Origin of the sequence: Helicobacter pylori, assembly GCF_030062585.1 — a bacterium.
GTDB lineage: Bacteria > Campylobacterota > Campylobacteria > Campylobacterales > Helicobacteraceae > Helicobacter > Helicobacter pylori_CN.
The window spans coordinates 828,842-850,016 of record NZ_CP071935.1 but is presented as its reverse complement, the minus strand read 5'-3'; the positions used below and the strand labels follow the sequence as shown (position 1 = coordinate 850,016).

Here is a 21,175-nt window from a genome sequence, read left to right as displayed (position 1 = left end):
TCTAATGTTTAGCCTCTCTTATCAAAGATGATGCCTATCACATCGCGCATTCTTTGCATAAGCTCCACGGCTTCTTTAGAGGGTATTTCTCTTATCACCTTATCCCCATTAGCGTCTTTGACTGAAACCACCAACCCTTTGATCGTATCGTTATAACTAAAATTAATATCCGTGCCAATGCGTTTCATTTCTTCATTCAGACGCTCGCTCAATAATTCTAGTTTGGGTTTGTATTGATCAGGGTCTATCGTTGTCTTAGATTCATCAATAGTGTTTATAGTATTTGTGCGACTGATCTCTTTTGTGGGGGTTGTTTGAACGCTTGTGTGAGATGTGGGAATCCCAACCCCTTGAACTTCATTGACCATAAAAACCTCCAAATTTTTCCATGCCTACAAGTATAATGATTTATTTGTTTGCATAAGCTCTTTAGCCAATATCGGCAATAAAAATGATTTGTTTAATTGCGTGCGATAAGTTCTAAGGGGTTAATATGTTTTTCTCTCATGGTAACTTCAAAGCCCAAGCGTTGATCAATGCGCCCTAAAACATAGCCTTTTTGGATCCGCATGCCGCTTTTAATGGTGGGGGCGATTTTATCCAATTGAGAATAAATCGTGCGGATCCCGTTTTTATGCTCAATAATAACGACTTTTTTAAGCATGTTGATTTCTTTAGCGAACACGATTTTCCCGTCCAAAACATTACGCACCAAAGCGTTTGGGGTTTTTGACACTAGCGTGATAGACTCGCTAAAAATTTTTAAATTATAAACCGGATCAATATAGGGGCCAAATTTTTGTACCACTTCATAATCGTTCAAAGGAGCGATCGTTTTTGGCCCGTTATAGCTCGTGGTGTTGATATTTTGATAAGAGCTAGCCACTTGTTTGACTTCTAAAGCTTGAGAAGATTTTTTCAAACTGACCCTCTCTTCATTTTCTCTGTTTTGTTTGATGATATTCAAGCGTTTTAAAAGAGCGTTTAAATTCTGGCGTTCTTTTTCTAAAAGGGTTAGCCGTTGGTTATAGATCGCATAGTCTTTTTGCATGCTCAAAATGAGCTTATTCTGTTCGGTTTGCAAGGATTTTAAGGTTGCTTCACGAGTTTTTTGCTCATCTATGACAGAGGAGATTTTTTGAATGCTGCTTTTGACTTTTAAAGCTTGCGTATTGAGATCTTTTTCTTCTTGGCTTAGTTGCGACATTTTAGACAGAGTGCTTTGGTGCAAGTTTTCAAACGCTACTTGTAAAATCACATCATTAGAAGAGGCTAAATTCTGCCCCTTTAGGGCTTGTGAAAAAAGAAAATCCTCTAAAAGCGTATCAAACACCCTCTTTTGTAAAGATGATCGCTGTTTTTGCAAATGATCTAAAGACTTACGGTAGTTGGTTAGGACTTTTTCTTGAGCCAAACTTTCGTTACGATTTTTTTCAAGACTCTTTTTTAAAGCGATCATTTGGCGCTCCATCTCAACCTTTTGAAGCTCTTTAGAGCGGATCGCTTCGCCTAAAGAACTCAAACGGCTGTTTAGTTGGTTTTTTTCTTCATGGGTTTTTTTCAAGAGGGTTTCTTTATGTTGGATATCTTTAGCAATATCGCTCACTTTTTGCGTGTTAGCTGATAGTAAGGTGGCTAACAAAAACACCCCTAATTTATACATGTCTAGTCCTCCAAGCTACAAGTAAAACAGAAACAAATGAGACCACAAGGCTAAAAAGCAGTCCCCATAAAAAATGGTTTAAAACAAACGCGCCTCCTATAATACCCAAAGTATCCATCGTTTTTTCAAAACCTTTTTGCGAAGTGATATAAAGCATGAGCATGGGGGCTAAAAAACTAGCGATTAGAGAATCCATTAAAGCTATTTTATACAAAAACCCGTTTTTAAAAGACACCGAAGCCCCTAATAAATCCATGATCTCTAATCTCTCATGGTATTGATAGATCCAGATGCGGACTTGCTTAAACATCAATAAAACCGATAAAACAAAGACCACTAACGCAAAGATATAGACCGCTGCTTTAATAAAACTCAAGAGATCATACACTTGCATGTAAGTTTTGGCAAAGACTTCAACTTTTTGAACGCCAGGGATTTTGAGCAATTTTTCTTTAATGTTTTCTAAACGCTCTTGAGTGGGGAATGTGGAAAGTTGTAAAGAATAAAAAAAGGGTAAATTCTTTCTTAATTCCTTAAGCCCGTCTGTGCCTAAAGTTTTTTGAAGAGGCTCTAAAGAATAATTAGGATCAATTTCTTTTAAAGCCGTGATTTCACTAAAATTTTGACGCAACAATTCCAAGCCTAATTTTTGCGTGCTGGCCAACACGACTGAATAATCTTCAATCAATTTTTTTTCTTTTTGTTCTATCGCTTGATTGATAAACAACACACATTCCAAGCTAAACAATAACGCCACTAGGGGAATGATAAAGGCTAAATGCTTTTTAAGAGTATTCATAAACTTCCCCCTCTTCTATGTAAAATTTTCGGTGATAAGCGCTAAAATTTTTAGGGAATTTGTGCGTAACCACCACGATCGTAGCGTTTAATTGCGTGTTCATGCCCCTTAACAAGCTCCAGATTTTATCGCTAGAATAATCGTCTAAATTCCCGGTAGGTTCATCGGCTAAAATGAGTTCAGGGCAGTTCGCCATAGCCCTAGCCATAGCCACTCGCTGTTGTTCGCCCCCACTGAGCTCTTTGGGGTAGCGGTTAGCCTTATGGCGTAAATCAATATGCCCCAAAAGTTTTTCTAGCTGCAAATGGCATTCTTCTTTTTTGATTCCGCAAATGACCATGGGTAGTTTGATATTTTGCTCAATCGTGTAATCTTGGATCAATTTATAATCTTGGAAAACCACGCCAATATTTTTACGCAAATCTAAAATCGTTGATTTTGAAGCGTTATTCATGTTGATATTGCAAACTTCTAACTTGCCACTAAAAAGTTTTAAATCCCCATAAAACGAACGCAAAAGTGTGCTTTTACCGCTCCCGCTAGGCCCTGAAATGAACACAAAATCCTTCCGTTTGATGTGCAAATTAGCATGCTTAATGACCGGTTCGTTTTGCTGGTATTGTAAGCATAGATTGTTCGCTGCGATGATCACACTCATCCAATTCCCTTTTGGCTTAGGATATTTTGAAGCAAAAGATGCGCTTTGTGGTTGTTTAAAGTTTTTAAGGGGCTTTTATTGAGGTAAAAAATCTGATTTTCTGCCAATAAAACAAACAAACGCACAGGCCAATCAAAATCCCCCATACTCAATTCCACTAAAAAATCCCCCTTATTCTCATAAATATTACAAACATGCACAAAATACCCCTCTTGGATGATTTTTGGGGTTTTTAAAATCGCTCCAACGCTCTTTTTACTCATTGTTATTGTATCAAAAGAAAAATCAAATGCATGGTTATCAAAAGGGGTTTCATCCAATTCTAAAGAATAAATTCTTAAATCATAAATATCTTTTTTGAGTTTGTTCCAACGCACTTCATACTTGCTGACAACCGGGATTTGAGCGTTTTTTTTGATTTCTATCTCGCATTGAAAATTTTTTAGGGCTAATTTTAGGCTGTCTTCAAAATAAAGACCATCATCGGTGCGTAATTCCAAAAACCCTTTAGGCTTTAAAACCCTTAAAGCTTCGTTTAAAAATTTTTCGCTTAGCACCCGGCGGTGTTTTTTCTCATTCCATGGCACAGGGAAATGCACAAAAATTTTTTCGCACTTATAATTTGGCATGCTCTCTAAAATCAAACGGCCATCGCCTTGCAAGATGTGCAGATTTTTTAAATCCAACAATTCAATTTGCTTTAACGCTTGCGCGATAGATGGGGTGTGAATCTCTATCCCTAAGCATGTTTTAGTGGGGTTGTTTTTGGCTAGTTCTATCAAATGCCTCCCACTCCCAAAACCAATTTCTACTAAAATAGGGGCTTGATTTTTTTGAATAAAGTCTTCAAAAACCTCTAAATCAAGGGCTTTTTTTTGGCTCGCATGTTTAGAATTTTCTTGCAAATTATGCGAAATGACTTCAAAAGATTGCGAATAAATCCTTAAAGCTTGTTTTAAAACCTCCCTTTTTAAGGGCGTTGCTTTTTCGCTTTTGATTAAAAAATCACCCGCTCGCCGGATTTTTTGCAATAAAAAAATGCGATCCTTAAAACTCGCATACACACAGCTTTTAGTGGGGTTTTTTAAGCTTAAAAATTCCTTATGAAAACAAAAATCCCCTTCAATTAAGGGGTATTCTAAAGGCTTGGAGTCTAGCTTGGCTAAAAAATGGGGCATTAAAACCCTTTTAGCGCTCTAAAAACAAACGCACTTCTTTGCTTGGGTGCGACTCTAAACCATCTTTATCCACGCTCACCACTTGATAGCGGTAAGCCACGCCCACTTTCATGTCTTTATCCACGAATTGGTTTTTGGTGATATTCCCAAAGCGCAAAGGGGTTTTAGAATTGGCTTCAAAGCGATACACCGCATAAGTGGCTATTTTAGCGCTTGGGTTATTTTCCCATTGAATGAAAGCTGAAGAGTCTTGAATAGTCCCTTTAGTGATGATAGGGGCTTCGGGCCTGTCAGCGGTCTCACCCATGGCAGGCTCTTTGGGTAACGCCCCTTCAAGATGCGTTTTATCAAGGGCGACGACTTTATAATAGCGCGTGAGGTTGTCTTTTTCTATTTTATCCACATAGGAAGTGTTGGTGGTTTGAGCGATGAATTTGTATTTATCGTTGCGGTTATTGGAAGCGTAAATGCGATAAGCTATCACATCTTCTTGGGTGGATTTATCCCAACTCAATTCAATGTGTCGTGTGAGGTTTTGGCTCACTCTAACGTTAGTGATTTCTTTGGGTAAATCTTTGGTTTTCCCCTCCACTATCACGCTAGGCCTGGATTTATCCCCCATGAAATTTTCAGCAATGACTTGGTAGCGGTATTTTTGCCCATCTTCTAAATCTTTATCAAAAAACTCCACGAATAAGCGGTTTTTTACAGCCCCTACATTTAAAAATTTGCCGTCTTTATTCTGCCTTTGAATAATGTATTTAGAAACGCTGGGATTTGGGTGTGGGCTCCAAAAGACTTTCACGCTTTTAGGGTATTCAAGGCTTGCAAACACGCTTTCTACAGGATTGATAAAAGAGGTTTTTACTAGAATGGGGTCTGAAAGATTAGAAATTTTATCGCCCTTGTAAGTGGCTAATTGGTAAGTGTAAGAACTCTCTGTTTCTAGCCCCTCATCATAATAATGGGTCGCATAAGGGTTTTTAATCGTAGCGATTCTTTTAAGCTTGGAGTCTTTTTTCAAACGATACAAAATAAACCCATCAATATCATAAGTATCAGCGATTTTAGGCCATTCAAAACCCACTGAACTCACATCGTTAATGGTTTTAACAGAATGGACTACCGGAAGCTTAGTATCTATATTTTCTTGATTATTAAGGGCTGAAAAAGTATGATTCCTGGTAGAAGAACACCCTATAAAAACCGCTAATACCACACTACTTTGCAATAAAAGCGTGAAGTATTTTTTCTTCATCCAAGACCTCATCTAAATTCTCCTTGTCAAAAACTTTTTTAAGATATTCTAACATATCCTTTAATAGGGGAACTTTAAAGCGCAGTTTTTGCTCGCTTCTGGGGTGTTTGAACTCTATCAAATAGGCATGCAACATGATTCTTATGTCTTCTTTAGAAAGCGCCCCATTAAGCCCGTAAAGATTATCGCCTATGATGTGTCTGTTCAAATATTCTAAATGCGCTCTGATCTGGTGCGTGCGCCCAGTGAATAGTTTAGCCCCTATCAAATCCATGCCATTTTGAGAAGTCAGCAAGCTAGTAAATTCGCTTTTAGAATAACGGCTTTTTTCTTTTTTAGCCGCTTTGAGCGCTATCATTTTTAAGCGGTTATTAGGGTTTCTTGCCAAATAGCATTCCACGCTCATTTTTTCTTCTTTTAAGGGCGTTGAAAGCAAGGCGATATAATAGCGCCCCATTGTTTTAGTTTTGAGTTGCTCGCTCAAATGAACATGGGTAAAATTGTTTTTAGCGATGACAATCCCTCCGCTCGTGTCCTTATCCAAACGATGCACAATCCCATAGCGCTCTTTTGAGCCCAAATTAGAAAGCTCGTAATTTTGAGATTTTAACCAATCCACTAAAGTAGGCTCTTTCACGCTTGGGGCTTTATGGACGACTAAATTAGGGGGCTTATTCAACACTAACAAGTCTTCATCTTCAAAAATGACTTCTATTTCTAAATCAAGCCCTCTTTTTAAGGATTTGGGCGTGATTTTGGGCGTTAAAAGCGTGATTGCATCGCCCTCTTTTAAGGCTAGCCCCCCTTTTTTGACCTCCTTTTTTTGACAAAACACTAACCCCTCTTTAATCAAATTCAATACCTGGTTTTTAGAAATTTGCAATTCTTTGGCTAAAAATTCATCAATGCGTTTGTAATGGGTAGGGGCGATGAAAACTTTTTGCATTCAAACTCTTTTTTGCATTTTTAAAAACCATTATTCTACTCAAAACCTTAAAAAAATCCTATTTCATTATTTGAATACGCTATAATCGGTGCACCAACATTGTGTGGCTCAAATCATTTTTAAAGGGGTTCTAATGGAACATAACGGGCATGATAAACTGAACGGCATTTTGCGTGGCTTTTTAGGCGACTCATTCACGCTTGATGGGAAAGAGGGAGGATTGAACATGAGCAAGATGCTTGAACACATCAAAAAAGAAAAACCAAAGATGAATATTTTGCTTATGGGAGCTACTGGGGTGGGTAAAAGCTCGCTCATTAACGCTCTATTTGGTAAAGAAATCGCTAAAGCAGGCGTAGGAAAGCCTATCACTCAGCACCTTGAAAAATACATTGATGAACAGAAGGGCTTGGTTTTTTGGGACACCAAAGGCATTGAAGGTAAAGATTACCACGATACCATGCAAAGCATTAAAAAAGAAATGGAAGATTCTTTTAAAACGCTTGATGAAAAAGAAGCCATTGATGTGGCGTATTTGTGCGTTAAAGAGACTTCTGGTAGGATTCAAGAGAGAGAGAGAGTTATTAAGCTTCACTAAAGATTGGAATATCCCAACGATTGTCGTTTTCACAAACACTCAAGCCGAAGCCGGCGATGCGTTTGTTAAAGAAACTAAAGGGATCATAGACGAAGAATGGGGGTTTAAAGGTTTTGTCAGAGATTATGTGAGGGTCAATTCCGTTGCATTTTCATTTAGAGGTATTGAAGTCCCCATTGAAGGTTTAGAAGAGTTGGTAGCTGAAACAGAAAAATGTCTTTCAGACGCTAAAGAAAATAAGAAAAAGCATTTCTTGAGTATTCAAAAAGCTAATATTCAAAAAAGAAAACAGGCCATGATAGAGGAATGTAAAACCATTATCCATGTTGCATCAGGAGCGGCTGGAGCGGCTGGGCTTATCCCCATACCCTTTAGCGATGTGCTCGCTATTGCGCCCATTCAAGCGGGGATGATCTATAAAATGAATGACGCTTTTGGAATGGATTTGGATAAATCTGTGGGCGCGAGTTTGGTCGCAGGATTGTTAAGCGTAACCGCTGTCGCGCAAGTGGGGAGAACGCTCGTTAATGGTTTCCTTAAATTCATTCCTGTTGTGGGGAGTGTTGCAGGGGGCGCAACCGCTGCTGTTATCACAGAAGGCATTGGGTTTGCGTATTTGAAAGTGCTAGAAAAGTGCTTTAATGATGAGACGGGCGAAATCAATTTGCCTGGTGAAGTTGGCATGATAACTTCTCTCTTTAAGGAGAATTATCTCAACTTGGATACAATCAAAAAATTAACACAATAAGATTAGGGGTTATGAAAAACGCATGGCATTAGACAAAAGGATTTGGATGCATTTTGATCTTTTGCCTTTTGTGTTTATTATTCCCTTGTTGGTGGTTTCTTTTTTGTTGATTTTTGAGAGCAGCGCGGTTTTGAGCTTGAAACAAGGGGTTTATTATGCGATAGGGTTTCTTCTCTTTTGGATCGTGTTTTTTATCCCTTTTAGGAAGCTCGATCGGTGGCTCTTTGTGTTTTATTGGGTGTGCGTTATTTTATTGGCGTTAGTGGATTTTATGGGGTCTAGCAAGCTTGGGGCTCAACGATGGCTAGTCATTCCCTTTACCTCTATCACCTTACAGCCCAGCGAACCTGTGAAAATCGCTATCCTTTTACTATTAGCGCATTTGATTAAAATCAACCCACCTCCTTTTAAGGGCTATGATTGGGGCATGTTTTTAAAGCTTAGTTTTTACATTTGCTTACCGGCGGCTTTGATTTTAAAACAGCCTGATTTAGGCACGGCTCTTATTGTGCTGATCATGGGTTTTGGGATTTTACTTATCGTGGGTTTAAAGACTAGGGTGTGGCTCCCTCTTTTAATCGCTTTAATAGTGGCTTCGCCTATCGCTTATCATTTTTTGCATGATTACCAAAAAAAGCGCATCGCAGACTTTCTTTCTGAAAAGCCTAATTACCATGTCATGCAATCCATTATCGCTATAGGATCGGGCGGGTTTTTAGGCAAATCTAAAGAAGCTTGCACGCAAACCAAATTCAAATTCTTGCCTATCGCAACGAGCGATTTCATCTTCGCTTACTTCGTGGAGCGTTTTGGTTTTTTAGGGGCTATATTGCTTTTTGCGATTTATATAGGCTTGAGTTTGCATTTATTTTTTTATCTGTTTGAAAGCAACAGCGATTGGTTTTTAAAGATTGTAGCCCTTGGGATTTCTATTTTAATCTTTGTTTATTCCAGCGTGAATATCGCCATGACTTTAGGGTTAGCCCCTGTGGTAGGCATTCCCTTGCCTTTGTTCAGCTATGGGGGGAGCAGTTTTATCACTTTTATGATCCTGTTTGCAATCCTAGAAAACCTGCTTGCTTTTCGCTATATTTTTGGATACAATAGCAAACCGTCCTTTGGGAATTTTGGATTCTTAGCTCAGCTGGTCAGAGCGCTCGGCTCATAACCGATTGGTCGTAGGTTCAAGTCCTACAGAATCCACCACTCCCGCTTTTTTATTCCTTTTTTAAGTGAAAAGCGATTGGACGCTTTCGTTATGATAAATCCTTCTGATCACTTCCGCAAATAAGGGTGCTACGCTTAAGGTGGTGATTTTATCGCATTTTTGAACTAAAGGGATAGAGTTAGTTACCACCACTTCATCTAACGCGCTTTCTTTAATGCGCTTGATCGCATTCCCGCTCAAAACCGCATGCGTGCCTAACGCCATGACAGAAGTTGCCCCTTGCTCTTTTAAGGCCAAAGCGGCTTTACAGATCGTGCCTGCGGTATCAATCATGTCATCCACTAAAATCACATCGCGCTCCTTGGCTGATCCGATAATATTCATCACTTCGCTTTCATTAGCTTTTTCACGGCGCTTATCCACGATGATTAAATCTAACCCCATTTGATTGGCAAAATACCTAGCTCTTGTAACCCCACCCACATCAGGGCTAGCGATCACAGGGTTTTTTAACGCTTTAGAGCGGATATAGTCTCTAAAAACGATAGATCCGTATAAATTATCCACCGGCACATCAAAAAAGCCTTGGATTTGCCCGGCATGCAAATCCATCGTAATGATCCTTTCAATCCCCACTTCTTGCATCAAATTAGCGACCATTTTAGCCGTGATAGGCACTCGTGGAGCCGCTTTTCTGTCCTGTCTGGCATAGCCAAAATACGGCAACACCGCTGTGATAGAATTGGCCGAACTGCGCCTTAAAGCATCTACCATGACTAACAATTCCATTAAATTGTCATTGACCGGCACGCAAGTGGGCTGGATGATAAAAATATCCTTACCGCGCACCGATTCGCTGATTTGGATATTGATTTCGCCATCGCTGAATTTGCCTATCACCGCTTTGGATAAGGGAAAGCCTAAATGCTTTGACACTTCTTTGCCAAATGCAGGGTGAGCGCTCCCTGAAAAAATCTTAAACCCACGCATCTTTGCCTTAAACCCACGCGCCTTCATCGCTGACACTCCTTAAAATGAATTAAAATCAATTGTAACACACCCAAACTAAAAGCGTTTGTTTTCAATGAAGCTCCTTTTCTAATAAGTTTTTTAAGGTAAGATAGGTTTCATTAAGATCCATCCCGCACACCCTGGTTTGAGCGATAACGCTTATAAAATTGCTATCGCCTAAAAACCTAGGCACTAAATGCATGTGCAAATGCTCAGGAATCCCTGCTCCGGCGTTTCTGTGCAAATTCAAACCTAAATTGATCCCTTGAGCGCCATAAGCATACAACGCTTTTAACACTTTAGGCACTAAAGCATTCATGTTCAGCCAAATGTTAAGATCTAAAAGTTCAACGCTCGCTTGATGTGCATGGGGAATGATCAACAAATGCCCCGGGTTATAAGGGTAGGCGTTCATCACCACAAAGAGATCGTTATTTCTATAAAGCACTCTGTTCTCTGGATCTTTTGTAGGGTTTTGAGAAATTTCACAAAAGACACAACTTTTATTTTTCTCTTTCAAATAACTTTCGCGCCAAGGAGCGTATAAATGTTGCATGTTCATTTCCTAAATGTAATTAGGGGCATCATTAGCGAATAAAATCAAATCGCCTTGAATCGTGGTGGCTTGTAAGATATTTTCCAATTGCGCCTTATCCTTGAGTAAGATTTTTTGGGGGGTTTTCAATCGTGAAGCAATCGTTTTGGAATTCAACTCCCCTGTGATGATAGCGACATCAAAAACCTCGTCTATTTTTTGCGCTAAAGCCTCATTACTTTCTGTATTGCTTTCCACTAATCCTGGTGTTACGATGACTTTACGCCCTTTGTGCAAACTCGCTAAACGAATGCCCTCTAACATGCCCTTTAAATTCCCATTAAAGCTATCGTCTATGATGATTTTTTGATTCACTTCCAAAAGTTGCAAACGATGGGCGATAGGGTTGAGTTCCAAAACAAGCCGTTTGATCCTTTCGGTCTCTAAGCCTAAATGCTTAGCGATTAAAATGGCTGAAGCGATATTATAAGCACTAAATTCCCCTAAAACCTTTGTTTCAAATCTTTCCCAAACGCTATCTAAAAGCATTTCAAAAGAAGTGCCTTTTAAAGTGGATTGGATGTTTTTAACCAGGCTAGAAACATTTATTAAAGGGCTATCTTTAGGGGCATAGGGCTTGATTTTTTCCACAGAGTAACAAAAGGCTTTTTCTAAGCGTTTGGAATCCAATAATTCCGCTTTAGTCTCGCAAATATTTTCTAAAGTTTTAAAATATTCTAAATGCTGTTCGCCCACTTCTGCGACCACGGCAAGGTGTGGTTCAATAAGGCGGGTGATTTCTTTAATATCGCCCTTATTCCTTGCCCCGGCTTCAGCGATATAGATTTCGCTCTTATTGTCTAAATTCTGGTTAATATCATTCGCAAGCCCTAAAAGGGTATTGACGCTTTTGGGGCTTGCGTGCACGTTGAATGTGGTTTGTAAGATTTGAAGCAAGAAATTTTTGGTGCTGGTTTTCCCAAAGCTTCCGGTAATGGCGATGACTTTTAAATTTTTTAAAGAGGCGATTTTATCTTTAGCGGTTTGCAAATACTGCTTGGATAAGGCTTTTTCAAAGATTAAAGAAGCGCTTAAAACGAATATAAACAAACACAAACAGCCAAGCACGAGTGAAATCCCATCCAAAGGGACTAATTCTGTATTTAAGATTTCATGCAAGATTAAAAAGAGTAATAAGAAGATGAAAAAGCGCTTCACCCTTGGCGTGAAAACTAAAGGCTTGTCGTTGCGTTTGGCCCAGATAATGAGCATGGGCATTTGAATCACGCCACAAAAGAAATCAAAAACAAACGGCATTTTGAAAGCATACGATAGGATAAACACCCCTAAAGGCAATAAAAAATAAATCCCATGCCAACGCATTTTATGGTGCTTGGTTAAAATCCTGAACACGCTGTAATGATACCATTGCAATAAAGTCATTATATAATAGCCAAGCCCTGTTATAAAGAGCCAACGAAACGCTAAATTCAGCCAACTAAGACTTTGCATGATAATGATTCTCCACTAGTTTTTCAATCTCTTTTGCTTGGTTTAAAAAAAAGAAATGATCCCCTTCTAAAACAAATAAGGCGCTCTTTTTCAATAAGGTTTGCATTTTTTGAGCGGAGCTTAAGGGGGTTGCTTTATCATCTTTACCCCAAAATAATAAAACTTCTTTCTCGCATCGTTTGAAATGCTCGCTAAAGTCTTCGCTAACTACTTTTTTAAAGGTTTCATACATCGCTTGATTAAGCCCCATAGCGTCCTTACTCCTCAAAAACCCTAAATTCAAACCTAGTTTTTTAAAGATTTTAGCTAAAAGGATTTTACAACGCACTTTTAAGGGTTTTGGCTCTAAGATCCCAGCGCTGCTCAATAAAACCATCCGTTCGTTTTCACACAAGATCGCTACTTTCCCTCCAAAGCTATGCCCAAAAACGACATGCGCTTTTTTACCCACGCTTTTTAAGAACAGGTTGATGATATTAGCATAATCTTTAGTTTCTAAAACTTTTTCATCGTTAGGGCTTTGATTGAAGCCGGGCAAATCCACATACAAATGGTTGTAATTTAAAAAACAGCCTTGAAACGCTTGTTGCATGATTTCTTTAGAACTCCCCCAGCCATGCAAAAACAAGGCGTTTAAAGGGCTATGGTGGTCTATAAAAGTGTAGGAAATGTCAAAAACGCTATCCAAATAAGCGATACTGCGTTTAGCCATTACTTATTCTTTTGGATTTGCAACAAATAAGAGTTTTTGATTTGGATTTTAGGGGTTTTGGGTAATGATTGCGCTAAATTTTCTAGCGTTGTTTTAAAATCATCAAACAAATAATTGGCCAAACTGCCAGGAATGGGGTTGATCTCATTGAGATACACTTCATTTTCTATGACAAAAAAATCGCAACGGATGATCGCGCCATCAAACAAATCGTTATAGAGTTTTTTAAAATTTTCTTTTAATTGTTCTTCTAGGGCGTTAGAAAGGTTCGCTTTAGGGGCTTTGGTGCGTGAAAAATCCAAATATTTTTGTTTGAAATCTAAAAATTCCTGTTTGTTAGGCTCTTCAATATAGGAAAAACAAAAATCCTTTTTGATCTTACAGCCGGCTAAATTGTATTCTTTCACGCCCTGAATGAAAGGCTCTATTAAGACCTCTTTAGAATATTCAAACGCGCTGTCCAAAGCGTAAATCAATTCTTTTTCTTCTTTCACAACACTCACCCCTAAGGAGCTCCCGGCGTTACTGGGCTTGATGATGAAAGGGAAATTAAACCCAATCAAATCCAGGGCGTTAGCGCGGTTTTTTTCATTCAAAAGAATATAATTTAAAGCCTTTATTCCTAAATCTTTAGCGTAAAGCTTGGTTAAATACTTGTTGTAACTCAGCACGCTCGCTTCAATTCTAGGGCCTATGAAAGCGATACGATAAAATTCTAACAAGCTCGCTAATTTCCCGTCTTCGCCATCGCCCCCATGCACAAGATTGATCACTAAAGGCAATTCTATAATCTTAGCGCCTAAAAACGAGTTTTTGAGCAAGCCATTATGCGTGAGGATTAGGGGGGGTAATTTTTTTTCTTTGATTTGAGCGAAGTATTTTGAATGCATGTTGGATTCTTCAATCAAATAAAAATGATGGTTTTCATCTAAAAAAATAAAATATTTAATCCTATCTTTTAACACTCCTTTAAGCGCGATCGCGCTCACAATGCTGATTTCATGCTCAAAACTCGCCCCACCAAATAAAACGCAAAACTCCACGATCAAACTCCCTGAAAACGATTGCAATAAAGTCTATCTATATTTACCTAAAAAAAGGCTTTTGAATTTTCTTAAAATTAAAGTTTAATGTTAAAAAATTCTAAAACACTGATGACTAATAACGCACTCAATCCGGCTAAAATGCCCGCTAAAGCGTCATCAGCCACCACCCCTAAGCCCCCTTTAACTTCTTTGTCTATTTTGCCAATGAGTGAGGGCTTAGTGATATCATAGATCCTAAAAAAGATAAAACTCAAAACCACGCCCGCTAACGATAACCCGCTAATCGCCATCGCAAGCCACATGCCCACTAATTCGTCTATCACAATGTAAGAGCTGTCATGAATCTTAGTCTCTTCTTCTTCCTTGTCTATTTGAGCGATAGCGATAAGCCCAACAAAAATCGCCCCTAAAAACAAAGTGTTAGCCGAAAAAATTAAAATAGGTAAGCCCAGTAACAACGCTACTAAACTCCCTATCGTTCCAGGAGCTTTTTTAGAATACCCGCTAAAAAAAAGGGTTAAAAAACACGCGCGAAGACTAAATTTATCCAATCATTGCCTTAAATTCTTTTTAAATCATGGCATTTTAGCATTTTATTTGCATTAAAAAGCGATTTTCTTAAACAATAAGGCTTAATTTTAAGCGCGTTTTAGTATGATAACTTTTAAATTCTCTCAAAAATTAAAGGTTAATTTTAATGTTGCTTTTCACTCCAGGCCCTGTAGCCATTAATGAAGAGATGCGTTCAAGCTTTTCTCAGCCAATGCCCCACCACCGCACTAAAGATTTTGAAAAGATTTTCCAAAGCGTGCGAGAAAATTTAAAAAAAATGACCGGTTTAGAAGAAGTTTTGCTTTTAAATAGCAGCGGGACGGGGGCTATGGAAGCGAGTGTGATTTCCTTGTGTCAAAAAGAGTTGCTTTTTGTTAATGCGGGCAAGTTTGGCGAAAGGTTTGGCAAGATCGCTAAAGCCCATTTTATCAAAGCCCATGAATTAGTCTATGAATGGGACACACCGGCTCAAGTGGATGAAATACTAAATACACTTAAAGCCAACCCTAACATTGATGCGTTTTGCATTCAAGCATGCGAGTCTAGTGGGGGGTTACGACACCCTGTAGAAAAAATCGCTCAAGCGATCAAAGAAACTAACCCGAATGTTTTTGTGATAGTAGATGCTATCACCGCTTTAGGGGTTGAGCCTTTAGAAATAACGCATGTGGATGCGCTCATTGGAGGGAGTCAAAAAGCGTTCATGTTGCCTCCTGCGATGAGCCTAGTCGCATTGAGCCAAAAGGCGATTGATCGCATAGAAGAACGCGATGTGGGGTTTTATTTCAATTTAAAGAGCGAATTGAAAAACCAAAGAAACAACACCACAAGCTACACCGCTCCTATTTTACACACTTTAGGGTTGCAGCGCTATTTTGAATTGGTGCAAAATTTAGGGGGCTTTGAAGCGCTCTATCAAGAGACTAAACGAGTCGCTTTAGCCACTCAAAAAGCCGTTTTAGCGCTCGGTTTAAAGATTTTCCCTAAAAGCCCGAGCTTGAGCATGACAACGATTGTTAATGAGCATGCCAAAGAATTGCGAAATCTTTTGAAAGAAAAATACCAGGTGCAATTTGCGCCCGGTCAAGAGCCTTATAAAGACGCGCTCATTCGCATCAACCACATGGGGATCATTCCTGTCTATAAAACCGCCTACGCCTTAAACGCCCTAGAATTAGCCCTAAACGATTTGAATTTAAGGGAATTTGACGGTGCGGCGAATGCAACCTTTTTGAAGCAATATTACGAAATTTAAGGATCACAATGCATTATTCTTATGAAGCCTTTTTAAAAGACAGCTTGGAGTTAGCTAAACAAGTGGAGCGAATTTGCGGAGTTCCAGAAGCCCTTGTGTGCGTGATGCGAGGGGGCATGACTTTGACGCATTTTTTGAGTTTGCACTGGGATTTAAGGGAAGTTTATGGAATCAATGCGATTTCTTATGACACCACCAAGCGACAAAACGCCCTAAAAATTGAAAATACCCCCACGATCAAAGAGCGTCTAAAAACCATTTTGGTGGTAGATGAAATCGTAGATAGCGGTAATTCTTTAGAAGCGGTGCTTAAAGTGCTACAAGACAAACACCCTGATAAAAAGTTTTATAGTGCGAGTTTGTTCCAAAAAACAAGTGCGAAATACAAAGCTGACGCATTCTTAAAAGACGCTCCTGAATGGATTGATTTCTTTTGGGAAGTGGATCTGAAAAACTTAAAAAGCCACTGACATGCAAGTTAAAGAAAACAAACAACTCTGCTTGATCTCATTAGGTTGCTCTAAAAACCTGGTGGATTCAGAAGTGATGTTAGGCAAGCTTTATAATTACACGCTCACTAATGACGCTAAAAACGCCGATGTGATTTTGATCAACACTTGCGGGTTTATTGAAAGCGCCAAACAAGAGAGTATCCAAACCATTCTCAACGCCGCTAAAGACAAAAAAGAGGGGGCGATTTTGATTGCGAGCGGGTGCTTGAGCGAGCGCTATAAAGATGAAATCAAAGAGCTGATCCCTGAAGTGGATATTTTTACCGGTGTGGGGGATTATGACAAAATTGATATTTTAATCGCTAAAAAACAAAACCAATTCAGCGAGCAAGTGTTTTTAAGCGAGCATTATAACGCGCGCATCATCACAGGTTCTAGCGTGCATGCTTATGTTAAAATTTCTGAGGGTTGTAACCAAAAATGCTCTTTTTGCGCTATCCCTAGCTTTAAGGGGAAATTGCAAAGCAGAGAATTAGACTCCATTTTAAAAGAAGTGGAGGATCTAGCCCTTAAAGGCTATAAGGATATGACTTTTATCGCTCAAGACTCCAGCTCATTTTTATACGATAAGGGGCAAAAAGACGGCTTGATCCAGCTCATTAGAGCGATTGACAAACAACAAGCCTTAAAAAGCGCTCGCATTCTATACCTCTACCCCTCTAGCACCACTTTAGAGCTGATTGGCGCGATTGAAGACTCGCTTATTTTTCAAAATTATTTTGACATGCCCATCCAACATATCAGCGATTCCATGCTTAAAAAGATGCGGCGCAACTCCAGCCAAGCGCACCATTTAAAGCTTTTAGATGCCATGAAGCAGGTTAAAGAAAGCTTTATAAGAAGCACGATCATTGTAGGGCATCCAGAAGAGAATGAGGGTGAATTTGAAGAATTGAGCGCGTTTTTAGACGAGTTCCAGTTTGATAGATTGAATATTTTTGCTTTCAGCGCGGAAGAAAACACGCATGCCTATTCTTTAGAGAAAGTGCCTAAAAAAATCATCAACGCCCGCATCAAAGCCTTGAATAAAATCGCTTTAAAACACCAAAACCATTCTTTTAAGGCTTTATTGAATAAGCCCATCAAGGCGTTAGTGGAACATAAAGAGGGCGAGTATTTTTACAAAGCAAGGGATCTCAGGTGGGCGCCTGAAGTGGATGGGGAAATTTTAATCAATGACAGCGAACTAACCACCCCTTTACAACCCGGGCATTACACGATTGTGCCCAGCGCGTTTAAAGACAATATCTTACTCGCTAAGGTTTTAAGCCCTTTTTAAAAGCTAGCCATAAGGCTAAAAGCACGGTTAGAGCGTGGTTAGAGGGTGGGGGTTTGCGTTTTTTTTTTTTTTTGTTAAAATGCACGAGAAAAATCCGCTTGAGGCATGCAAAATGAAAAGCATTTATCTTGGCGTAGAAAAGAGTATTGAAGATCTTCAAAGTATTTTTAAAAACACTGATGATAAAGATGAAAAACTAAAGAAATTCAACCAAGAAGCGTTGGAGGTGTTTCAAGAATTAGAACTTAAAAGTTTAAAAGAGCTTGAAAGTTTAAAAAATAATGAAGAATGGGAAAATTTTACCATTGCTTTTTATGGGGAAACCGGTGCGGGGAAATCAACCCTCATTGAATGTTTGAGGCTGTTTTTTAAAGAACAAAGCAAAGTAGTTCAACAAGAACGATTCAAGCGGCTTTATTCCAATTACCAAAATAACTATCAAAATGATGAACGCAAAAGACAAGCTATTTTAAACGAACTCCATTCATTGCAAGATGGAGCGATCATAGGCGATGGGAGGAGCGATTTCACTTCAAAAACGCGATCTTATTCTTTCCAATACAACCATCAAACCTTTACTTTGCTGGATGTTCCAGGGATAGAAGGCGACGAACAAAAAGCGATTGATCAGATTTCTAACGCAACGCAAAAAGCCCATGCTATTTTTTATGTTACCAAAACGCCTAATCCTCCGCAAAAAGGAGAAGAAGGGAAAAGGGGAACGATTGAAAAAATCCAAAAACAGCTTGATTCGCAAACAGAGGTATGGGCGATTTTCAACAAACCGATTAATAGCCCAAGAGCCTTAAAAGATGGGCTTATTAATGAAAACGAAAAAGGAAGCTTAAAAATTTTAAATAAAGAGATGAAAAATATTTTAGGCAAACACTACATGGGACATCAAATAGTCAGCGCCCAAATGGCTTTTTATGGCCTTGCGCAAGCTTTGATTCCAGGGACTGATTTTTATGAAAAGAAACAAAAATTTTTAAAAGATTTTAAAGCAGGAAAATTATTGTATCAATCCCATTTCAAACCATTAGCAGAATTTATAGCCGAAGAGCTTCTTAAAAACTCGCGTGCCAAAATCATTCAATCAAACTGCAATAAAGCCTTAAAAGTGGTAGAACAATTGCAAAAAGCGATAAAAACCACGATTGAGAAACGGATCGATCCAATGATTAAAGAAACACAAGAACACCAACAAGAAGCCCGCTATAATCTGGATCGTTCTACAGAAAAATTTATATTAAATTTAACCAACTCAGCGTTCTACGAAATCGATCAATTCAAATCTGACTTGAGAGAAAAAATGTATGTGCATATTAACAAAAATATTGAAGATGAGGAATGTAAAGAAATTTTTAAAAATGAACTCATTCAAGGAATTGAAACATTGCATGAAGACATAAAATGGCGGTTTAGAGAATGTGAGAAACGATTTGATGGAGAGATAAAAGAAGCTATTAAACAACTTGAATACAGAATTAAAGATTCTCTAGCAATGTTAGAGCGCATCAGTATTGATAGAGGCTTTAATCTTAATTTTGATACTGATAGCGGTATTGATGGAACAAAATTAGCCGCTTCAATAGGAGGTTTGGGTTTGCTTGGGATATTTAACGCTTGGAGTCCTATGGGTTGGCTTGCTCTGACTGCAGGGATTATTACAGGATTAGTTGGAATAGCTAGATCAATCTGGAGCTTTTTTAGTTCAAGATATCAAAGATCCCAACAAAAAAAAGAAGTGGATAAGAATTTATATCAAATTTGTGAAAAAATTGTGCAGGATGTGAAAAGCCGACTTGAAAGTCGCAAAAAAGACATATGGGAAAAGATTGGAAAACTCAAAGCCAATATTAGACCTGTTGATAATTACGAACGCATGAAAGGACAATTGAAAGAAGCCCATGAAAAATTAGGATACATCTCTCATAGCATCAATCTAACAATATCAAAACAAGGAGCATGCTAATGAAGAATGAAACGCTAGAACAATTTAAAAGAAACCAAAAGAGGAATCAAGAAATTCTTAAAAAATTACTTGATTTTGTCCATACTGGGGAAGAATACGGCATCAAGGTTGAAGAGTCTCTCAAAGACAAGATCCGTAATGCGATTAAAGATGTTTCTGGTCAAAAACTGAAAGTGGCTTTAGTGGGAGGTTTTTCTGAAGGGAAAACATCCATAGCGGCAGCTTGGATCGAGCGGCTAGATGAGAGCATGAAGATAGACCACAGAGAATCCAGCGATGAAGTTAAAATCTATAACATAGATGATGAAATGGAGCTGGTTGACACCCCGGGACTATTCGGGTTTAAAGAAAAAATAACTGATAGCGGCAAAATAGAACGCTATAAAGATATTACAAAAAAATATATCAGCGAAGCCCATCTCATTTTATACGCGCTCAACCCGTCAAACCCCATCAAAGAAAGCCATAAGGACGACTTGAACTGGTTGTTTAGGACGCTCAATCTTTTATCCAGGACGATCTTTGTCATCAGCCGTTTTGATGAAGAAGCGGATATTGAAGATGAAGAAGATTACAACAAAAGATTTAAGATTAAAAAAGAAAACATCCAAAGCCGACTGAATGATTTGATTTCTTTAAGCGAAGAAGAAAAAGAAAGTTTGATTATTGTCGCTGTTGCAGCAAACCCTTTTGATTTGGGGGTGGAACACTGGCTAAAGCATAAAGAAGAATTCCAAAAACTCTCACACATCAAAACTTTGCAAGACGCGACTCAAAAAAAGATTAAAGAAAATGGCGGTAAATTAACCATCATAGAAGAAGCCAAAAAAAGCGTCATTCAAGATGTTATCTATAGGCAAATGTCGCCCGCAAAACAAGCGTTGCAAGATATTAATAGAGAAATGGAATATTTGAATAGAATGATTGAAAAAAGGCGAAAGGATATTCAAGATTTAAATAAAGAAATTTCTCAAGCCCGTATTCATTTAAAAGAATTTATAATAAGGTATTTTAGCGATCTCATCCTTCAAGTTTCTGGCACCAGCCTAGAAACCTTTAATGATTTTGCTATTAGAGAAATAGGTGATAAAGGTATCAATATAGACACAAGAGTCCAAAATGCATTTGAAAAACAAACGCAAGGGATTTTCAATGAAATGGCTAAAATTGAAACTGGTTTTAATGCCGATATGAGTTTTTTTGAAAAACATGCCGGAACATTGGGGAAAATTGGAATCAATTTTTTAAATCAAAGCGGGTTCATCAATGCAACTAACATTAAACTGGCTAGAGACGCGCTAGTGGCTACGGGAAAATTTGTGGGCATAGATTTGGCTTTGAAATTCAAACCTTGGGGTGCTGTAAACTTGGCAGGCAACATAAACAAAGCTTTACCGCTTATCGGTCTTGCTTTTGAAGTGTGGGATTCTTGGAAAGAAAGCCAAAAAATAGAAAAACTTGAAAAAGCTAAAGGAGAAATGAAATCTAATTTTGACGGACAAAAACAAGAAATCTTAGATCTCATCAACGATGAAACCAGATTCAAACAAACATGTTTTCCGAGCGTGTTTGAACTAGAAAAATGCATTCAAGCATGCGAAGAAAGCGTTAAAAAAACGCAAGAGTGCGCTCAAGGACTGGAAAAATGGATTCAAACTGGCGAAGATTTTATCAAGGGCGAAGATTTCATAGATGTTGAGCCTGAAGAGGAATGAACTAAAATTGTGTTAAAATTTCAAAAACGCATCAAAAAAGCTTTTTGGCTAAGCT

General features: G+C 38.5%; 21 protein-coding genes and 1 tRNA gene. 9 read left to right on the top strand and 13 right to left on the bottom strand.

Going from position 1 to position 21,175, the window contains the following annotated elements; genetic code table 11:
• Nucleotides 1-8: 8 nt before the first annotated feature.
• The 7 genes from J5F42_RS03970 to J5F42_RS03940 all read right to left on the bottom strand — a co-directional run bounded on the left by J5F42_RS03970 (nt 9) and on the right by J5F42_RS03940 (nt 6,502).
• Nucleotides 9-368, bottom strand: a complete 360-nt coding sequence (locus J5F42_RS03970) for a flagella length regulator FlaG (protein ID WP_001863742.1) — start codon at nt 366-368, stop codon at nt 9-11.
• A gap of 92 nt (nt 369-460) precedes the next feature.
• On the bottom strand, nt 461-1,663 hold the full coding sequence (locus J5F42_RS03965) for a murein hydrolase activator EnvC family protein (RefSeq protein WP_283491108.1): 1,203 nt from the start codon (nt 1,661-1,663) through the stop codon (nt 461-463).
• Nucleotides 1,656-2,462, bottom strand: a complete 807-nt coding sequence (locus tag J5F42_RS03960) for an FtsX-like permease family protein (RefSeq protein ID WP_079362034.1) — start codon at nt 2,460-2,462, stop codon at nt 1,656-1,658. Before J5F42_RS03960 ends, J5F42_RS03965 begins: the two co-directional genes overlap by 8 nt.
• On the bottom strand, nt 2,449-3,120 hold the full coding sequence (locus tag J5F42_RS03955; RefSeq protein ID WP_097699790.1) for an ABC transporter ATP-binding protein: 672 nt from the start codon (nt 3,118-3,120) through the stop codon (nt 2,449-2,451). Before J5F42_RS03955 ends, J5F42_RS03960 begins: the two co-directional genes overlap by 14 nt.
• Nucleotides 3,117-4,298 (bottom strand): tRNA (guanosine(46)-N7)-methyltransferase TrmB, encoded by a 1,182-nt coding sequence (gene trmB, locus J5F42_RS03950; protein WP_283491107.1) that lies wholly within the window; start codon nt 4,296-4,298, stop codon nt 3,117-3,119. The genes J5F42_RS03955 and trmB overlap by 4 nt, the downstream gene beginning before the upstream one ends.
• A 10-nt stretch (nt 4,299-4,308) precedes the next feature.
• Nucleotides 4,309-5,556 (bottom strand): fibronectin type III domain-containing protein, encoded by a 1,248-nt coding sequence (locus J5F42_RS03945; protein ID WP_164864744.1) that lies wholly within the window; start codon nt 5,554-5,556, stop codon nt 4,309-4,311.
• The gene (locus J5F42_RS03940) at nt 5,519-6,502 is read right to left on the bottom strand and encodes an RluA family pseudouridine synthase (RefSeq protein WP_097699787.1); all 984 of its coding nucleotides are present in this window, start codon (nt 6,500-6,502) and stop codon (nt 5,519-5,521) included. The genes J5F42_RS03945 and J5F42_RS03940 overlap by 38 nt, the downstream gene beginning before the upstream one ends.
• A gap of 133 nt (nt 6,503-6,635) precedes the next feature.
• Here J5F42_RS03940 and J5F42_RS03935 point away from each other — a divergent pair, with 133 nt between their 5' ends.
• The 4 genes from J5F42_RS03935 to J5F42_RS03920 all read left to right on the top strand — a co-directional run bounded on the left by J5F42_RS03935 (nt 6,636) and on the right by J5F42_RS03920 (nt 9,054).
• On the top strand, nt 6,636-7,100 hold the full coding sequence (locus J5F42_RS03935; RefSeq protein ID WP_283491106.1) for a GTPase: 465 nt from the start codon (nt 6,636-6,638) through the stop codon (nt 7,098-7,100).
• Entirely contained in the window at nt 7,027-7,848 is an 822-nt protein-coding gene (locus J5F42_RS03930; RefSeq protein ID WP_283491105.1) for a YcjF family protein, read from the top strand. The genes J5F42_RS03935 and J5F42_RS03930 overlap by 74 nt, the downstream gene beginning before the upstream one ends.
• A gap of 22 nt (nt 7,849-7,870) precedes the next feature.
• Nucleotides 7,871-9,016, top strand: coding sequence for an FtsW/RodA/SpoVE family cell cycle protein (locus J5F42_RS03925; RefSeq protein WP_097699803.1), 1,146 nt, complete (start codon nt 7,871-7,873; stop codon nt 9,014-9,016).
• Nucleotides 8,978-9,054, top strand: a tRNA-Ile gene (locus tag J5F42_RS03920). The genes J5F42_RS03925 and J5F42_RS03920 overlap by 39 nt, the downstream gene beginning before the upstream one ends.
• A 22-nt stretch (nt 9,055-9,076) precedes the next feature.
• On the opposite strand, the gene J5F42_RS03915 is transcribed toward J5F42_RS03920, so the two are convergent.
• The 6 genes from J5F42_RS03915 to J5F42_RS03890 form a co-directional block, all read right to left on the bottom strand.
• The gene (locus J5F42_RS03915; protein ID WP_000647423.1) at nt 9,077-10,033 is read right to left on the bottom strand and encodes a ribose-phosphate pyrophosphokinase; all 957 of its coding nucleotides are present in this window, start codon (nt 10,031-10,033) and stop codon (nt 9,077-9,079) included.
• Nucleotides 10,034-10,097: 64 nt separating this feature from the next.
• Nucleotides 10,098-10,583: an HIT family protein gene (locus J5F42_RS03910; protein WP_060474600.1), complete on the bottom strand. Its 486-nt coding sequence runs from the start codon at nt 10,581-10,583 to the stop codon at nt 10,098-10,100.
• 9 nt (nt 10,584-10,592) lie between these two features.
• On the bottom strand, nt 10,593-12,074 hold the full coding sequence (locus tag J5F42_RS03905; RefSeq protein WP_283491104.1) for a Mur ligase family protein: 1,482 nt from the start codon (nt 12,072-12,074) through the stop codon (nt 10,593-10,595).
• Complete coding sequence (gene estV, locus J5F42_RS03900; protein WP_097699782.1) at nt 12,061-12,786, bottom strand: lipase EstV; 726 nt, start codon at nt 12,784-12,786, stop codon at nt 12,061-12,063. The genes J5F42_RS03905 and estV overlap by 14 nt, the downstream gene beginning before the upstream one ends.
• Entirely contained in the window at nt 12,786-13,829 is a 1,044-nt protein-coding gene (locus J5F42_RS03895; RefSeq protein WP_097699781.1) for a D-alanine--D-alanine ligase, read from the bottom strand. Before J5F42_RS03895 ends, estV begins: the two co-directional genes overlap by 1 nt.
• Nucleotides 13,830-13,906: 77 nt before the next feature.
• Nucleotides 13,907-14,383 (bottom strand): phosphatidylglycerophosphatase A family protein, encoded by a 477-nt coding sequence (locus tag J5F42_RS03890; protein ID WP_097699780.1) that lies wholly within the window; start codon nt 14,381-14,383, stop codon nt 13,907-13,909.
• A 146-nt stretch (nt 14,384-14,529) separates the two neighbouring features.
• Between J5F42_RS03890 and J5F42_RS03885 the strand changes: the two genes are divergently transcribed.
• From J5F42_RS03885 to J5F42_RS03865, 5 genes are all read left to right on the top strand, one after another.
• Nucleotides 14,530-15,639 (top strand): pyridoxal-phosphate-dependent aminotransferase family protein, encoded by a 1,110-nt coding sequence (locus J5F42_RS03885; protein WP_097699779.1) that lies wholly within the window; start codon nt 14,530-14,532, stop codon nt 15,637-15,639.
• 8 nt (nt 15,640-15,647) lie between these two features.
• Complete coding sequence (locus J5F42_RS03880; protein WP_097699778.1) at nt 15,648-16,109, top strand: phosphoribosyltransferase; 462 nt, start codon at nt 15,648-15,650, stop codon at nt 16,107-16,109.
• A gap of 1 nt (nt 16,110) precedes the next feature.
• A complete protein-coding gene (rimO, locus tag J5F42_RS03875) occupies nt 16,111-17,430 on the top strand; it encodes a 30S ribosomal protein S12 methylthiotransferase RimO (RefSeq protein ID WP_097699777.1) in 1,320 nt (439 codons plus the stop codon).
• 112 nt (nt 17,431-17,542) lie between these two features.
• Nucleotides 17,543-19,405, top strand: a complete 1,863-nt coding sequence (locus tag J5F42_RS03870; RefSeq protein WP_283491103.1) for a GTPase family protein — start codon at nt 17,543-17,545, stop codon at nt 19,403-19,405.
• The gene (locus tag J5F42_RS03865) at nt 19,405-21,120 is read left to right on the top strand and encodes a LeoA/HP0731 family dynamin-like GTPase (RefSeq protein WP_283491102.1); all 1,716 of its coding nucleotides are present in this window, start codon (nt 19,405-19,407) and stop codon (nt 21,118-21,120) included. The genes J5F42_RS03870 and J5F42_RS03865 overlap by 1 nt, the downstream gene beginning before the upstream one ends.
• The last annotated feature ends 55 nt before the right edge of the window (nt 21,121-21,175 follow it).

Coding starts and splice junctions, on each gene's coding strand:
- J5F42_RS03970 (WP_001863742.1), bottom strand. CDS start 368: ATGGTCAATGAAGTTCAAGGGGTTGGGATTCCCACATCTCACACAAGC.
- J5F42_RS03965 (WP_283491108.1), bottom strand. CDS start 1,663: ATGTATAAATTAGGGGTGTTTTTGTTAGCCACCTTACTATCAGCTAAC.
- J5F42_RS03960 (WP_079362034.1), bottom strand. CDS start 2,462: ATGAATACTCTTAAAAAGCATTTAGCCTTTATCATTCCCCTAGTGGCG.
- J5F42_RS03955 (WP_097699790.1), bottom strand. CDS start 3,120: ATGAGTGTGATCATCGCAGCGAACAATCTATGCTTACAATACCAGCAA.
- trmB (WP_283491107.1), bottom strand. CDS start 4,298: ATGCCCCATTTTTTAGCCAAGCTAGACTCCAAGCCTTTAGAATACCCC.
- J5F42_RS03945 (WP_164864744.1), bottom strand. CDS start 5,556: ATGAAGAAAAAATACTTCACGCTTTTATTGCAAAGTAGTGTGGTATTA.
- J5F42_RS03940 (WP_097699787.1), bottom strand. CDS start 6,502: ATGCAAAAAGTTTTCATCGCCCCTACCCATTACAAACGCATTGATGAA.
- J5F42_RS03935 (WP_283491106.1), top strand. CDS start 6,636: ATGGAACATAACGGGCATGATAAACTGAACGGCATTTTGCGTGGCTTT.
- J5F42_RS03930 (WP_283491105.1), top strand. CDS start 7,027: ATGTGGCGTATTTGTGCGTTAAAGAGACTTCTGGTAGGATTCAAGAGA.
- J5F42_RS03925 (WP_097699803.1), top strand. CDS start 7,871: ATGGCATTAGACAAAAGGATTTGGATGCATTTTGATCTTTTGCCTTTT.
- J5F42_RS03915 (WP_000647423.1), bottom strand. CDS start 10,033: ATGAAGGCGCGTGGGTTTAAGGCAAAGATGCGTGGGTTTAAGATTTTT.
- J5F42_RS03910 (WP_060474600.1), bottom strand. CDS start 10,583: ATGCAACATTTATACGCTCCTTGGCGCGAAAGTTATTTGAAAGAGAAA.
- J5F42_RS03905 (WP_283491104.1), bottom strand. CDS start 12,074: ATGCAAAGTCTTAGTTGGCTGAATTTAGCGTTTCGTTGGCTCTTTATA.
- estV (WP_097699782.1), bottom strand. CDS start 12,786: ATGGCTAAACGCAGTATCGCTTATTTGGATAGCGTTTTTGACATTTCC.
- J5F42_RS03885 (WP_097699779.1), top strand. CDS start 14,530: ATGTTGCTTTTCACTCCAGGCCCTGTAGCCATTAATGAAGAGATGCGT.
- J5F42_RS03880 (WP_097699778.1), top strand. CDS start 15,648: ATGCATTATTCTTATGAAGCCTTTTTAAAAGACAGCTTGGAGTTAGCT.
- rimO (WP_097699777.1), top strand. CDS start 16,111: ATGCAAGTTAAAGAAAACAAACAACTCTGCTTGATCTCATTAGGTTGC.
- J5F42_RS03870 (WP_283491103.1), top strand. CDS start 17,543: ATGAAAAGCATTTATCTTGGCGTAGAAAAGAGTATTGAAGATCTTCAA.
- J5F42_RS03865 (WP_283491102.1), top strand. CDS start 19,405: ATGAAGAATGAAACGCTAGAACAATTTAAAAGAAACCAAAAGAGGAAT.